Source organism: Methylobacterium sp. BTF04, assembly GCF_010692745.1.
GTDB lineage: Bacteria > Pseudomonadota > Alphaproteobacteria > Rhizobiales > Beijerinckiaceae > Methylobacterium.
The window spans coordinates 106,859-119,905 of record NZ_JAAHTB010000011.1 but is presented as its reverse complement, the minus strand read 5'-3'; the positions used below and the strand labels follow the sequence as shown (position 1 = coordinate 119,905).

The 13,047-nt window shown below is 67.9% G+C and carries 14 protein-coding genes; 5 read left to right on the top strand and 9 right to left on the bottom strand.

Features of this window, described 5'->3' with window-relative positions; all coding sequences use genetic code 11:
• Window positions 1-205 precede the first annotated feature (205 nt).
• The 4 genes from G3T14_RS09450 to G3T14_RS09435 all read right to left on the bottom strand — a co-directional run bounded on the left by G3T14_RS09450 (window position 206) and on the right by G3T14_RS09435 (window position 5,186).
• Window positions 206-493: an RNA-binding S4 domain-containing protein gene (locus G3T14_RS09450; protein ID WP_163642027.1), complete on the bottom strand. Its 288-nt coding sequence runs from the start codon at window positions 491-493 to the stop codon at window positions 206-208.
• 15 nt (window positions 494-508) lie between these two features.
• On the bottom strand, window positions 509-3,877 hold the full coding sequence (locus G3T14_RS09445; protein WP_163642026.1) for a helicase-related protein: 3,369 nt from the start codon (window positions 3,875-3,877) through the stop codon (window positions 509-511).
• Window positions 3,878-3,954: 77 nt separating this feature from the next.
• A complete protein-coding gene (locus G3T14_RS09440) occupies window positions 3,955-4,275 on the bottom strand; it encodes a hypothetical protein (RefSeq protein WP_163642025.1) in 321 nt (106 codons plus the stop codon).
• A gap of 8 nt (window positions 4,276-4,283) precedes the next feature.
• Entirely contained in the window at window positions 4,284-5,186 is a 903-nt protein-coding gene (locus tag G3T14_RS09435) for a DUF3108 domain-containing protein (RefSeq protein ID WP_163642024.1), read from the bottom strand.
• 293 nt (window positions 5,187-5,479) lie between these two features.
• Between G3T14_RS09435 and rpmB the strand changes: the two genes are divergently transcribed.
• The 3 genes from rpmB (at window position 5,480) to G3T14_RS09420 (ending at window position 7,049) form a co-directional block, all read left to right on the top strand.
• Window positions 5,480-5,785 (top strand): 50S ribosomal protein L28, encoded by a 306-nt coding sequence (gene rpmB, locus G3T14_RS09430; RefSeq protein ID WP_056087207.1) that lies wholly within the window; start codon window positions 5,480-5,482, stop codon window positions 5,783-5,785.
• Between the two features lie 200 nt (window positions 5,786-5,985).
• Window positions 5,986-6,459 carry a nuclear transport factor 2 family protein gene (locus G3T14_RS09425; protein ID WP_163642081.1) on the top strand — a complete coding sequence of 158 codons (474 nt, stop codon included), beginning with the start codon at window positions 5,986-5,988 and terminating at the stop codon, window positions 6,457-6,459.
• Between the two features lie 5 nt (window positions 6,460-6,464).
• On the top strand, window positions 6,465-7,049 hold the full coding sequence (locus G3T14_RS09420; RefSeq protein WP_163642023.1) for a TetR/AcrR family transcriptional regulator: 585 nt from the start codon (window positions 6,465-6,467) through the stop codon (window positions 7,047-7,049).
• 32 nt (window positions 7,050-7,081) lie between these two features.
• On the opposite strand, the gene cobT is transcribed toward G3T14_RS09420, so the two are convergent.
• The 4 genes from cobT to G3T14_RS09400 form a co-directional block, all read right to left on the bottom strand.
• Window positions 7,082-8,989 carry a cobaltochelatase subunit CobT gene (gene cobT, locus G3T14_RS09415; protein ID WP_163642022.1) on the bottom strand — a complete coding sequence of 636 codons (1,908 nt, stop codon included), beginning with the start codon at window positions 8,987-8,989 and terminating at the stop codon, window positions 7,082-7,084.
• Window positions 8,990-8,992: 3 nt separating this feature from the next.
• Entirely contained in the window at window positions 8,993-9,508 is a 516-nt protein-coding gene (locus G3T14_RS09410) for a DUF29 domain-containing protein (RefSeq protein ID WP_163642021.1), read from the bottom strand.
• 20 nt (window positions 9,509-9,528) lie between these two features.
• Window positions 9,529-10,512, bottom strand: a complete 984-nt coding sequence (cobS, locus tag G3T14_RS09405; RefSeq protein ID WP_163642020.1) for a cobaltochelatase subunit CobS — start codon at window positions 10,510-10,512, stop codon at window positions 9,529-9,531.
• A 249-nt stretch (window positions 10,513-10,761) separates the two neighbouring features.
• Window positions 10,762-11,388, bottom strand: coding sequence for a DnaJ domain-containing protein (locus tag G3T14_RS09400; protein ID WP_163642019.1), 627 nt, complete (start codon window positions 11,386-11,388; stop codon window positions 10,762-10,764).
• A gap of 158 nt (window positions 11,389-11,546) precedes the next feature.
• Here G3T14_RS09400 and G3T14_RS09395 point away from each other — a divergent pair, with 158 nt between their 5' ends.
• Entirely contained in the window at window positions 11,547-11,831 is a 285-nt protein-coding gene (locus G3T14_RS09395) for a BolA family protein (protein WP_163642018.1), read from the top strand.
• Between the two features lie 14 nt (window positions 11,832-11,845).
• The gene (gene arfB, locus G3T14_RS09390; protein ID WP_163642017.1) at window positions 11,846-12,280 is read left to right on the top strand and encodes an alternative ribosome rescue aminoacyl-tRNA hydrolase ArfB; all 435 of its coding nucleotides are present in this window, start codon (window positions 11,846-11,848) and stop codon (window positions 12,278-12,280) included.
• A 7-nt stretch (window positions 12,281-12,287) separates the two neighbouring features.
• On the opposite strand, the gene G3T14_RS09385 is transcribed toward arfB, so the two are convergent.
• Entirely contained in the window at window positions 12,288-13,025 is a 738-nt protein-coding gene (locus G3T14_RS09385; RefSeq protein WP_163642016.1) for a YoaK family protein, read from the bottom strand.
• Between the last annotated feature and the right edge of the window lie 22 nt (window positions 13,026-13,047).

Sequence of the window (13,047 nt, the reverse complement as noted above, 5' to 3'; positions counted from 1 at the left end):
TGGCCCGGGAGCGTTCGAACGGAATGTCGATTCCGTCTGGGCTCGATGCGGTGCATGGATCCGTTAACGCTTCGCTCGTGCGGGTGTCATGCCCGCTCCGCTTGATGGGGCTGGCTCTAGACCCTGTCCGAAGGGCTGACAAGCGCAAGCACCCGGCCGTCCCTGCGGCAGCGCCGCCAGTGTCGTATGTGGGACACGCGGCGGATCAGTCGGATGCGGCGCCATCGGTGCCCCCGAGGGACGCGTAGAGCCGCTGCGCCTCCGGCGCCGCACCGCGTCGTTCGCCGAGATCGAGCACCCGCAGGATCGCGGTGGTATGGGCGGCCGCCACCGTGACCACGTCGCCGATGCCGATCGCCGTCGCCGCCGCGTCCGCCCGCCGGCCGTTCACCCGAACATAACCCTCCGCCACCAGGCGGGCGGCGAGAGAGCGGGTCCGCGCGAACCGCGCGAACCAGAGCCATTTGTCGAGACGCTGACGCCCCGGCTTCATCGCGTCACGGCGCGTTCAGCGCTTGCCGCCGTCGCCCGCCTCGAGCTGCGCCTTGAGAGCGGCGAGCTTGGCGAAAGGCGAATCCGGGTCCGGAGCGCGCTCGCGCCGCTGCGGACGCGGCTCGTCGCGCGGTGCTGCGCGCGGCTCGTCGCGACGGTCCGGCCGGGTCCGTCCGGGCTCGAAGCGCTCGCGGCGTTGCGGGCGGCCGTTCTCGGGACGTGCCCCCTCGCGGCGGCCGCCTTCCGGACGTTCGCCCGGAGCGCCACGCGGGCGACCCTGGCCTTCGGGACTGGCAGCGTTGCCCTGGCGACGCTGATCGGGGCGACCTTCCCCAGGTGCCCGATTGCCGGCCGGGGCTCCGTCGCGACCGGCACTGCGCGGACGATTCTGGCGGGGATTGGCGCTGCGCTGCTGCCGCTGGAGCCGCCAGACTTCAACCGTGACGACGTCCGTCGCCGGAGCCTCGGTGCCAGCCTCCTCGGACGCTGCCTCTTCGGACGTGGTGCCGTCCACCGGCGCATCCGCGTCATCGGCGGTGGCCGCGGTTTCGGCCGGCTGCTCGGCCGCGTCGGCAACGTCATCGGCTGCCGGTGCGGCAGTCACGTGTTCGGAAACGGTTTCGGCTTCGGGGTGTTCAGCAGGCGATGCGTCCGCAGGCGAGGCTTTGACGACGGGGGCGTCGACCGCCTCGTCGGTGGCGGTCTCGGCCGCGTCTTCGGCCGGAGCGTCGACAGCGGCGGCATCCTCTGCCGGCTCGGGCTGGGCATCGCTCGCAGCGTCGGCGGTCATGGCCGGCGCATCATCGGTGCCGGAGGCATCGGACACCACCGCGTCTAGCTCGCCCGATGGCGCCGTATCCGCGCTGGGTGCCTGGACGGGCTGCGTCGATGCGGCCGGCAGCAGCGGCACGGTGATGGCCGGGCCGGGACGGGTCTCGGCGGCGTAGCCGAGGGATTTCAGGATCGAGCCGAAATCCTCGCCCGAACAGCCGACGAGTGACGTCATCCCCACGGTGGCGACGAAGGCATCGCCATCGGCCGAGCCCACCGGGGCGTCGCCCGGCGTCGTGCCGGGGCGATAGGCGATAGCCGGGCGGATCAGGTCGGCGAGACGCTCGAGGATGTCGACCCGCACCGCCCGTTCACCGCAGACCCGGAAGCCCGCCGCGCGATAGAGGCCCTTTGCGATCTCGGGGTCGACCTTGATCGAGGTGCGGCCGGAACTCGCCAGATGGGCGATTTCGTCGAGGCCGCGCTGGTCGAGGCCGCCGTTCTTGAGGGCCCAGAGTTGGGCCGCCAGCGTACGCGGTGCCGGCTTCAGCAGGGCCGGCAGGAAGATATGATAGGCGCCGAAGCGTACGCCGTGGCGCCGCAACGCGCCGCGACCGTCCTGATCGAGGGTGCGCATCTCGTGCATCACCTTGGCGCGCTCCAGCACGCCGAGGGACTCGACCACCTGGTATCCGATGCCCTTGGCGAGGCCGGTGAGATCGGCCGCCGTCTCGATCTCCATCAGCGGGCCGAGGAGGCGCACCACATGGGCCTTGAGCCAGGCGACGAGGCGTGCCTCGACCTTGTCACGGGCGGGGCCCGTCAGCTGCTCGTCGGCGAGCAGGCGCACATGCGGCTCGAACAGCTTGTCGCCCGGGGTCAGCTTGGCCACCGGATCACCCGTCCAGCGGATGATGCCGTCATGGCTCAGCACGAGGGACGCATCGGCCGCTGCCGAGAACCGCTCCGCGCGGGCCTCGATCTCGCCGCCGAGCGCCTTTTCGGCCGCGCTGCGCAGGGTCTTGGCCTCATGTCCTTCCGCGCCGGGGTCCGGCACGAACTGGAAGCCATGCAGATGGCCGACATGCTGGCCCTCGACGGTGACGTCCCCGCCGGCGGTGATCTCAGCTTCCAACATCGTATTCTCTCTCAGGCGCCGCATCAGGACGCTGGTGCGCCGATCGACGAAACGACTTGCCAGGCGTTCGTGCAGGGCGTCGGACAGCCTGTCCTCTACCCGACGCGTCTCGCCCTGCCAATGCACCGGATCGATGAGCCAATCCGGCCGGTTGGCCACGAAGGTCCAGGTTCGCCCCTGCGCGATGCGCTGGGACAGCGCTTCGATGTCGCCGTCGGTGCGGTCGATCATCGCCACGTGCTTGGCGAACCAATCGTTGGGGATGCGCCCGGCCATGCCCCGCATGAGGAAGCGGAACAGCTGGGCGACGAGGTCGGCATGGGTCTGGGGATGGACCTTGCGATAGTCCGGCACCCCGCACACGTCCCACAATCGACGCACATTGGCGGGGCTCGAAGCCATCGCGCAGATGTCGTCTTCGCGCATCAGGATTTCGAGAGCCGCCTGATCCTCGCCCATCGGCGCGCGGGTCAGCCCCTTTTCGCGGGGATGTTCGTCGAGGCTCGCCTGAAGCGCCTTCAGAGATGAGAATTCGAGGTCCGGATTGCGCCATTGCAGCACCCGCAGGGGCTCGAAATCGTGGTTCTCCAATGCCTCGATCATCTCGGGATCGAAGGGCGCGCAGCGCCCGGTCGATCCGAAGGTGCCGTCGGAGAGGTGGCGCCCGGCGCGTCCGGCGATCTGGCCCATCTCGGGGGGCGTGAGCTTGCGGAAGCGTGTGCCGTCGTACTTCCAGTTCGCCGCAAAGGCGACGTGATCGACGTCGAGGTTGAGGCCCATGCCGACCGCATCGGTGGCGATGAGATAATCGACATCGCCGGATTGATAGAGTTCCACCTGGGCGTTGCGGGTGCGCGGCGAGAGCGCGCCGAGCACAACGGCGGCACCACCGCGCTGGCGCCGAATCAGCTCGGCAATGGCGTAGACCTCCTCTGCCGAGAACGCGACGATGGCGGTGCGTCGCGGCAGGCGGCCGAGCTTTTTCTCGCCGGCGTAAGTGAGTTTCGACAGGCGCGGCCGCGTGGTGGTGTGCACACCCGGGATCAGCGACTGGACCAGCGGCAGCATGGTCGAGGAGCCGATCAACAGGGTCTCGTCGCGCCCGCGCTGGTGCAGCAGACGGTCGGTGAAGACGTGGCCCCGGTCCATGTCGGCGGCGAGCTGAATCTCGTCGATGGCGACGTAGGCCACGTCGAGATCGCGCGGCATCGCCTCGATGGTCGAGATCCAGTAGCGCGGCCGGTCCGGTTTGATCTTCTCCTCGCCGGTCACCAGGGCGACCTTGTCGACGCCGACCCTTTCGACCACCCGGAGATAGACCTCGCGGGCGAGAAGCCGCAGCGGCAGGCCGATCATTCCGGTGGGGTGGGCGAGCATCCGCTCGATGGCGAGGTGGGTCTTGCCGGTATTGGTCGGCCCGAGCACCGCTGTGACACCGCGTGCGCGGGCCTGCGGGGGGAGGGTGGGGCGGAGCATGGGCGAGGGGCGGTCCCTTCGGCGAAAGAGGCCGGCGATGGGCGTGCGAGACGAACGCGCGGGAGGAGGCCCGAAAGTCAGTCGCCCCGGCGTGGGCGACGTGGGGGCTGACCCCCATATGGGGCGCTCCCCCCATCCGCGCCAATGCCGTCGCCGCCATATCCGCTCGCGGGCAGGCCGTAGATCTCGATCTGCGTCGATCCGCGCGGGGCGGAGAGATCGGCGCACAGGGTGTCGGGCATGGCGGTGATCGGACCGCGCCGGGCCGGGCGCCCCTCCACCACCTGTGCCGAGGAATAGGCGTCGCCACCGCATCCTGCGGTATCGCTACTCAGAGGGGCACCGGCCGCCGGGGCTGCGGCGACAAGACCCGCGAGGATGACGAGACGGCGGAGCATGATCGAGCCTACCGCGCGCCGTTCAGGCTGGCCATCGCTCCGCCGTGCGGAGCCTCTGTGGGGGCCGCCTGCGCTGTGGTGGTGCCGACAGCTCCGCCGCTGCGCGTCCAGCGGGTCGCCTCGATGATGTTGGTGCCGACCGTGGTGCGCACCGAAATGCGGATCGGCAGCAACACGCGGGTGCCCTCGACAGGGGCGAGCCACACCGACATGTCGCGGTTGTCCTCCATGAACTTCACGCCGGGCCGGTCGGGGCGATGGCCGGCGATGGCCTGGTAGCGCGCATTGCAGACGAGGACGGGGCCGGCATAGCCCGGCTTCTCCACGGTGCGGGTCTCGCCGTAACTCAGTGTCACGTCGAACCGGGTCGCCCCGTCGAACACCGGCAGGGTTCGGTTGCAATTCGCGGGGTCGAGCAATTCGCCGCGGCTCACGGCCGGCATCATCAGGGCGCTCGCCGGATCGATGACGCCGCGCTTGTTGGCCGCGGTAATCGGAACCCGATCGCCCATGTCGATCAGCGGCGGGGTGATCTCGGCCTGGGTGACGTTGCCGCGTGCCAGCGCCATGCGCACGGCGATGCCCGAGTTCGAGGTCTTGGTGGCGATGGCGAAGGTGTTCGGCTGCGGCCCGGTGGCGATCAATCCGCTGGCGCGGGCCGAGCCCATGCCCCCCGTCACTGCGCCGACGAGGCCGGTGAGGCGGGCCGACACGTCCATACGATAGTGCGTGCTCTCGAACGCGCCCGAGACCTGCGCGGTGCCGATCGGAATGCCGGCGAGGGCGATCCCATACTCCACCGTGACGTTGGCCGGGGCCGCGGCCTTCGGGCGCGCGATCGCCTGGGGGCCGGCAAGTGCGGCCGCCGCGAGGGTGAGGAGGCTGGCGCGGAGAAGGCGCTTGGCGCACATGGCTGAAAGCTCGGGTGTTCGCGATTGCGGCCGGCATGACGACGCCGGAGGATGTGTCCGGTATCGTCCCAGTCCATGGTTAACACATCGTTGGGAACGGGTCCGACCGCAGGCCGGAGCCCATGAAAGATCGGCCGAAGCCTTGACGGCAAGGGCGCCTCTCCCCTATAGGCTCGCGCCTTCAATGAGAACGCCGCTCCACCGGGCTTGGCGTGCGAGAGGCCCGTCGCGCAAGCGACCGGTGTCCCGTCAACGCCCTGTCGGACCTGCGGAACGAGACGGGAATTAAAACAATGTCGCGCCGTTGCGAACTCACGGGCAAAGCCGTGCAGACCGGCCACCTCGTGAGCCACTCGAACCGCAAGACCAAGTGCCGGTTCCTGCCGAACCTGTGCCAGGTCACCCTGCAGTCGGACGCTCTCAAGCGTCGTGTGCGCCTGCGCGTCACTGCCCATGCCCTGCGCTCGGTGGAGCACCGTGGCGGCCTCGACGCCTTCCTGATCAAGGCGCGCGAGATCGAGCTGTCGCAGACGGCCCGTTTGATCAAGCGGGAGCTTCACAAGAAGCTCGCCGAAGTCGAGACGCCCGTCGCCGCCTGAGCGACCGACGGCTCTCACCGAGCCGGTCTGCTCCAGTATCCACGAATTCGAGCCGTCGTCCGCGTGAATGCGGGCGACGGCTTTTCGTGTTTCGATCGTGGTGTTCTCGATCATTGACCGGCTCCGACGATGTCTGTACCGATCGGTACAGCGCCCTCGATCGTTGGCGCGTGGAGGAATTCGCCATGTCCGACGCTCCCCTGTCCGAAGCGCGCCCGCCACTTCCGCCCTTCACCGCAGAGACCGCAGCCCAGAAGGTGCGCGCCGCCGAGAATGGATGGAACGGCTGCAATCCCGAGAAGGTGTCGCTCGCCTACACGGTCGATAGCCGCTGGCGGAATCGCAACGTCTTCTTTTCGGGCCGCCCGGCCATCGTCGATTTCCTGCAGGTCAAGTGGGCGCGTGAGCACGAGTATCGGCTGATCAAGGAATTGTGGACCTTCACCGGGAATCGCATCGCTGTGCGATTCGCCTACGAATTCCACGACGATGCAGGTGACTGGTTTCGCGCCTATGGCAACGAGAATTGGGAATTCGACGCGAACGGACTGATGCAGGTGCGCCATGCCAGCATCAACGACCTCGCGATCGATGCGGTCGAGCGCAAGTTCCATTGGGACCGCACAGGTCCGCGCCCCGATGCTCATCCGAGTCTGTCCGACCTCGGCCTTTAGGTCCGGTGGCGAGACCGTCCGCCCGGGATGCGGCAATCCCGGTGCTGGCCGAGGTGTTTCGCGCGCATGGCTATGCGGGGGCGAGCCTCGCTTTGATCGGGACCCGTACCGGGCTCGGCAAGGGCAGCCTCTATCACGCCTTCCCCGGCGGAAAGGTCGAGATGGCGCAGGCCGTCCTGGACGAGATCGGCGCATGGTTCGAGGGCCGGATCTACGCCTCCCTCCGGGACACCCCCGATCCACGCGCCGCGATTAGGCAGATGCTCGCCGAGACCGATGGCTACTTCCGCTCGGGGCGTCGCGTCTGCCTCGTCGGAGCCTTCGCCCTGTGCGATGAGCGCGACCTCTTCGGCGACCGGATTGCCGGTTACTTCGCGCAGTGGCGGGATGCCCTAACCCAGGCGCTCCGGCGTTGCGGGCACGACACAAAGGCCTTCGACCTTGCCGAGGACACGGTGCTGGCGATCCAGGGCGGGCTGGTCCTGGCACGTGCCCTCGACGATCCCGAGGTGTTCGGCCGCATGCTCAAGCGCCTGGAATGGACGCTGCTCGGCGAGACAACCGCCCGCGTCCACCCGAGCACCTCGTAGTGAGGTGATCGGCACGGGCGCAAGTCGGTCCTTTACCGCCGCCCTCCGGCCCGCGCCGGCATTCTGGGGGATGCACCTCTCGCATCTTCCTCGAACAATTCGGCCAGCTTCTCGGTCATCGCCCCACCGAGTTCCTCGGCATCGATGATGGTCACGGCGCGTCGATAATACCGGGTCACGTCGTGGCCGATGCCGATGGCCAGAAGCTCTACTGGTGACCTGGTCTCGATCTCCTCGATCATCCAGCGCAGGTGACGTTCGAGATAGTTGCCGGGATTGACCGAGAGGGTCGAATCGTCGACGGGGGCGCCGTCCGAGATCACCATCATGATCTTGCGCTGCTCGGGGCGGGCGAGGATGCGCTTGTGTGCCCAGTCAAGGGCCTCGCCGTCGATGTTCTCCTTGAGCAACCCCTCGCGCATCATCAGCCCGAGGTTCTTGCGCGCCCGGCGCCAGGGCGCATCCGCGGATTTGTAGACGATGTGGCGCAGATCGTTGAGGCGGCCGGGCGCAGTCGGCTTGCCCGCTGTCAGCCACGCTTCCCGTGACTGTCCGCCCTTCCAGGCCCGCGTGGTGAAGCCGAGAATCTCGACCTTGACCCCGCAACGCTCCAGCGTACGGGCCAGGATGTCGGCGCAGGTCGCCGCCACCGTGATCGGGCGCCCGCGCATGGAGCCCGAATTGTCCAGCAGTAGCGTCACCACCGTGTCGCGAAAGTTCGTGTCCTTCTCCTGCTTGAAGGAGAGCGGCTGGAACGGGTCGGTAACCACCCGCACCAGGCGGGCGGGGTCGAGCTGACCTTCTTCGAGGTCGAAGTCCCATGCCCGGTTCTGCTGCGCCAGGAGCCTGCGCTGCAACCGGTTGGCCAGACGCCCAACCACGCCCTGGAGATGGGCGAGCTGCTTGTCGAGGTAGCTGCGCAGTCGCGCGAGCTCCTCGGCGTCGCACAATTCCTCGGCGTGGATCACCTCGTCGAAGCGCGGATTGAAGACCTTGTACTCAGGGCCGCGCGCCTCGTTGCCCCGCGACGAAGGCGGCCGCCATGCTTCGGAGGCTTCCTCCGATTCGGCATTCTCGGCCTCTTCCGGCAACTCTCCCGAGGGCGCGTCGGCGGATTCCGTCGCGCCTTCCTGCAGATCGTCGGAGGCCTCCTCCGAGACCTCCATCTCGGAGCGGTCGCCCTGCGACTGCTCCTCGGCATCGCCCTCGCTCGGGGTCTGCTCGTCGTCCTGCGCCTCGTTGTCGTCCTCGTCGTTGTCGTCATCCTCCGGATCGAACGGCGTCTCGTCGGCCATGTCGAGGGAGGTGAGGAGCTCGCGAACCGAGCGCGCGAAGGCCCGCTGATTCTCGAGCGCGCCGATCAGGCCGTCGAGGTTCTTGCCGGCACGATCCTCGATATGCGAGCGCCACAGCTCGACGATCTTCTTGGCGGCTTCGGGAGGCGCCTGGCCGGTGAGGCGCTCGCGCACCATCAACGCGACGGCATCCTCCATCGGGGCGTCGGCCCGGTCGGTGATCTCTTCGTATTTTCCACCGCGGTGATAGCGGTCCTCCAGCATCGCCGAGAGGTTGTTGGCCACGCCGGGCATCCGACGGGCGCCGATGGCCTCGACGCGGGCCTGCTCGACGGCGTCGAACACCGCGCGGGCGCCGGCATTCTCCGGGGCGAGACGGCGATGGACGGCGACGTCATGGCAGCCCAACCGCAGCGCCATGGAATCGGCATTGCCGCGCAGGATCGCGACGTCGCCCGGCGTCAGCTTGCGCGGCGGCTCGGGCAGGCGCGCCTTGTCACCGGTGAGCGCAGGCCGGTCGCTGGCATAGACCACCTCGATTTCGGAACGCTTGGCGATGGCGCGCAGGCACCCGGCCACCGACCGCTTGAGCGGTTCGGCGATGGGCTCGCGGCGGTCGCCGGCTTTGCGATTAGAGATCGTCATAATCTACTGCGAGCTTCCCGATTCGGTGGAGATGTCGCTGAGCTTGAAGCTGCGCCCGGTGATCGCCGTCCAGTCATAGGGGTAGTTCTCAGGCAAGCTCGCGAGATCGCAGCGCATTTCACGTGCGGCCTTGATCCGTCCAAGGTCGAACCCATCGGCAACCGCCTCGCCGATCCGAGCCCGCAACGCCGGGTTTTTTCGAAGTGTCTTCTCGATGCGTTTGCGGTGCTCGACGATTGTTAGTTCCCAGCTTTGGCTGCGCCGCTCGGGCTGATGGTCCCACTTCAGCATGTGCATGAGTAGGATTTCGAGAGCGCTTTCGAGCTTGTTGTATTGCTCCGCTCCCACGTCGCTCAGTTCCTCGGCGATGTTGGTGAGGTCGAGCGACTCGATGGCGCCATCGCGCAGAAGCGCAACCTGTTCCTCGACCCAACCGTAGAGATCGTCCTCGTACCGCGTACGATTGGCGGACGTGGTCGCATTCGAGGGCAGGTCACCTTTCGGAACAAGATGCGCCATCGCGTCCTCCGCTAAACCCTCTAGCTCAGCGCCACATTGGACGCGCTTTCCGGCAGGTCCTTGCCGAAGGCGCGCTGGTAGAATTCCGCCACCAGGGCGCGCTCGAGTTCATCGCACTTGTTGAGGAAGGTCACCCGGAAGGCGAAGCCGATATCCTGGAAGATGTCGGCGTTCTCCGCCCAGGTGATCACCGTGCGCGGGCTCATGACGGTGGATAGGTCGCCGTTCATGAAGGCGTTCCGGGTGAGATCGGCCACGCGCACCATGCGGTTGACGGTGTCGCGCCCGCCGTCATGCTGGTAGTGCGTCGCCTTCGACAGCACGATGTCGACCTCGCGGTCGTGAGCCAGGTAGTTCAGCGTCGTGACGATGGACCAGCGATCCATCTGGCCCTGATTGATCTGCTGCGTGCCGTGATAGAGGCCCGACGTGTCGCCGAGGCCCACGGTGTTGGCGGTGGCGAACAGCCGGAAGGCGGGGTGCGGGCGGATGACCCGCTTCTGGTCGAGGAGCGTCAGGCGGCCCGAGAGTTCCAGCACGCGCTGGATCACGAACATCACGTCTGGGCGGCCGGCATCGTACTCGTCGAAGACCAGCGCGACGTTGTTCTGCAGCGCCCACGGCAGGATGCCGTCCTGGAACGCCGTCACCTGCTTGCCGTCCTGCAGCACGATCGCGTCCTTGCCGACGAGATCGATGCGCGAGACGTGGCTGTCGAGGTTGATCCGGATGCAGGGCCAGTTCAGGCGCGCGGCGACCTGCTCGATATGGGTCGATTTGCCGGTGCCGTGGTAGCCCGTGACCATGACGCGGCGATTGCGGGCAAAGCCGGCCAGGATCGCCAACGTCGTCTCCCGGTCGAAGATGTAGTCCCGGTCGAGATCCGGCACATGCTCGTCGGTGGCCGAGAAGGCCGGAACCATGAGATCGAGGTCGATGCCGAAGGCCTCGCGAACCGAGACGGTCTTGTCGGGCAGCGAGGAGGGCGTGACGTCAGAAAGCATACGGGACCTCGTCGGGGCGGGTGCCGGCGCGGTGGCTCGGAACACGCGGGATGTATCAGGCAATGAGCGTCGTGCGGATGCGTTCGCGAGCCGCGGGCGTCGATCATCTAAACGGCGGCGTCGGGGGACGCCAAGGGGTAGCTACGCGGGATATAGGGCCGCGTCCGCCGTTTTCCGCCTTTGCGGAGCAGCCACGCGCCGGAAACTTTGCATGGTTCGTGCCGCAGGCCCCGAGACAGGAACCCCTGGTCAGCACAAGCCGGCGGCCCGCAGGGCGTCATGGGCCTTGATGATGTCGCGCAGCCGCTCCTCGAACGAGCGGTCGCCGCCATTGGCGTCGGGATGGAAGCGCTTCACCAGCACCTTGTACTGAGCCTTGATCGCGGCCGGATCGGCATTCTCGTCGAGACCGAGCACGTCGAGGGCCTTGAGCGTCGTCGCCGAATGCCTCGGGCGGCGCGGCTCGGGCGCGGCCTTGCGCCGTGCGGTCTCACCGACACCCTCCGCCCGCAGGATGTCGAGCGGATCGACATAGGCCCAGTCGCGCTTGGGATCGGTCTTGGGCTTGCCCGAGGCGGTGGCCGGGTTCACGCCCATCGCCCAGGTCGGGCGATGGCCGATGATGGCGTCCTTCTGGAAGGCCTGCACGGCGGCGTCGTTCATGCCGTCGAAGTAGTTGTAGGTCGCGTTGTAGGCGCGGACATGGTCCATGCAGAAGCGCCAATACTGCCCCTCGGCCTTCCGACCCTTGGGCGCGCGGTACAGCCCGGCATTCTTGCAGCCGGGGGTCTCGCAGGTCTGGGCAGCAGCCTTCTTCGGCTCGTCGCAGGACGGCTTGATGCGGATGCTGTCGAACAGGGGCGAGTTGAGATCCATGATGGTGCGATTATGAGAGGGCGTGCCGGAGACACAAGGGCGGCGGGCCTGATGCCGCATGCGGACATCGGGGGTTGACGGGTGCGGCCGGGCGGCCTCCGTCCTGGGACGACCGAAATCTACGAAGCCCCGACACGAAGTGTGAGGAGATTGCCCCGATGACCGAGACCGTAACCCTGAAGGATTGGATCACCGAGACCCTGCAGGCGCAACTGGCGCCGGCCCGTCTCGACGTGGTTGACGAATCCCACCTGCATGCCGGCCATTCCGGCGCGCGTCCCGAAGGCGAGACCCATTTCCGCCTCGACGTGGTCGCGGCTGCCTTCGAGGGCAAGAGCCGGGTGGAGCGTCACCGCATCGTCAACGCCGCCCTCGATCCGGCGTTCAAACGCGGTCTGCATGCACTCGCGCTGAAGGCGCGGGCGCCGTCAGAAGCCGCCTGACGCGTCCAGCGGAGATGGTGTCCGTGGCCCTGTATTGCACGCCCAACATCGCCATCGACGAGGGAGAGCTCGACGAAACCTTCGTGCGCGCCTCCGGTCCGGGCGGCCAGAACGTCAACAAGCTCTCCACTGCCGTGCAGCTGCGCTTCGACGCCCGCCGCTCGGCCGCCTTGCCCAACGCGGTGGCGGTGCGGCTGATGCGGCTCGCCGGACGGCGACTGACGCAGGACGGCATCATCGTCATCAGCGCTCAGCGCTTCCGCACGCAGGACCGGAACCGGGCCGATGCGCGCGAACGGTTGGCCGAAATGGTGGCCGAAGCCGCCGTGCCACCGACGCCGCGCCGTGCGACCCGGCCGACGCTGGCCTCGAAGAAGCGCCGTCTCGACGACAAGTCGAAGCGCGGGGCCACCAAGCGCCTGCGCGGCGACGGCGGTGCGGGCGACTGAGGCCGCGTCAGATTTTGGCCGCCGAGGCCCCGTCGGGCGGGTGCGATTCGACTTCGCCGCTGACGTAGGCGCTGCCGGGCTTCAGGATCGTCAGCACGAGGGCGACCATGGCGAGCAGCCCGGCCAGCGCGGCCGGGAATAGAAACGCATCCTCGCCGTAATAGGTTTGGAGGACGCCGCCGGTGATGGCCCCTGTGGTGAGCGCGGCCCAGAGCGGCGCCTGGATCCAGAACGACGGCGCCACCGTGCCGAGCAGCAGGTTGGCGAGCCCGGTTCCGAACCGCACCACAGCGCCGGTGACGTAGGTCAGCGCCAGGCTGCGGCCGCCTTCGTCCTGCAGCGTCGCGTTCTGGAGGCCCAGCGCGATGACGATCGGATAGGCGTGGAGCGGCACCGCGAAGGTCCCGTGCGGGATGATGATGCCGATGGTCAGCAGCACCGCCTGCAGCAGGAGAAGGACCGACAGACGCCAGCGGCCGACCCAGGCGGCGATCAGCGTACCGGCGAAGGCACCAAAGCAGAATACGACGATGACGGAGGCGACCCGCGAGGTGCTCTCCCAGTCGAACTTGCTCACCGAGACGCCCAATCGCGTGGTGTTGCCGCTCATGAACGACATGAACAGCTGCGAGAATTCGAGGAAGCCGATGGAATCGGCGCAGCCTGCCACCGCCGAAAGCGCGAGCGCGAAGGGAATGCGCGTCGCGGCGCTCGCCGGAAACGATTTGTTCTGCGTGTCTGCCATGGGTCTCCACTCGAGTTTCGGG

Excerpts from the sequence above, each read along its gene's own strand:
- G3T14_RS09450 (WP_163642027.1), bottom strand. The coding sequence starts at position 493 with ATGAAGCCGGGGCGTCAGCGTCTCGACAAATGGCTCTGGTTCGCGCGG.
- rpmB (WP_056087207.1), top strand. The coding sequence starts at position 5,480 with ATGTCGCGCCGTTGCGAACTCACGGGCAAAGCCGTGCAGACCGGCCAC.
- G3T14_RS09410 (WP_163642021.1), bottom strand. The coding sequence starts at position 9,508 with ATGGCGCATCTTGTTCCGAAAGGTGACCTGCCCTCGAATGCGACCACG.
- G3T14_RS09440 (WP_163642025.1), bottom strand. The coding sequence starts at position 4,275 with ATGCTCCGCCGTCTCGTCATCCTCGCGGGTCTTGTCGCCGCAGCCCCG.
- cobT (WP_163642022.1), bottom strand. The coding sequence starts at position 8,989 with ATGACGATCTCTAATCGCAAAGCCGGCGACCGCCGCGAGCCCATCGCC.
- G3T14_RS09435 (WP_163642024.1), bottom strand. The coding sequence starts at position 5,186 with ATGTGCGCCAAGCGCCTTCTCCGCGCCAGCCTCCTCACCCTCGCGGCG.
- G3T14_RS09395 (WP_163642018.1), top strand. The coding sequence starts at position 11,547 with ATGACCGAGACCGTAACCCTGAAGGATTGGATCACCGAGACCCTGCAG.
- G3T14_RS09385 (WP_163642016.1), bottom strand. The coding sequence starts at position 13,025 with ATGGCAGACACGCAGAACAAATCGTTTCCGGCGAGCGCCGCGACGCGC.
- G3T14_RS09400 (WP_163642019.1), bottom strand. The coding sequence starts at position 11,388 with ATGGATCTCAACTCGCCCCTGTTCGACAGCATCCGCATCAAGCCGTCC.
- G3T14_RS09445 (WP_163642026.1), bottom strand. The coding sequence starts at position 3,877 with ATGCTCCGCCCCACCCTCCCCCCGCAGGCCCGCGCACGCGGTGTCACA.
- cobS (WP_163642020.1), bottom strand. The coding sequence starts at position 10,512 with ATGCTTTCTGACGTCACGCCCTCCTCGCTGCCCGACAAGACCGTCTCG.
- arfB (WP_163642017.1), top strand. The coding sequence starts at position 11,846 with ATGGTGTCCGTGGCCCTGTATTGCACGCCCAACATCGCCATCGACGAG.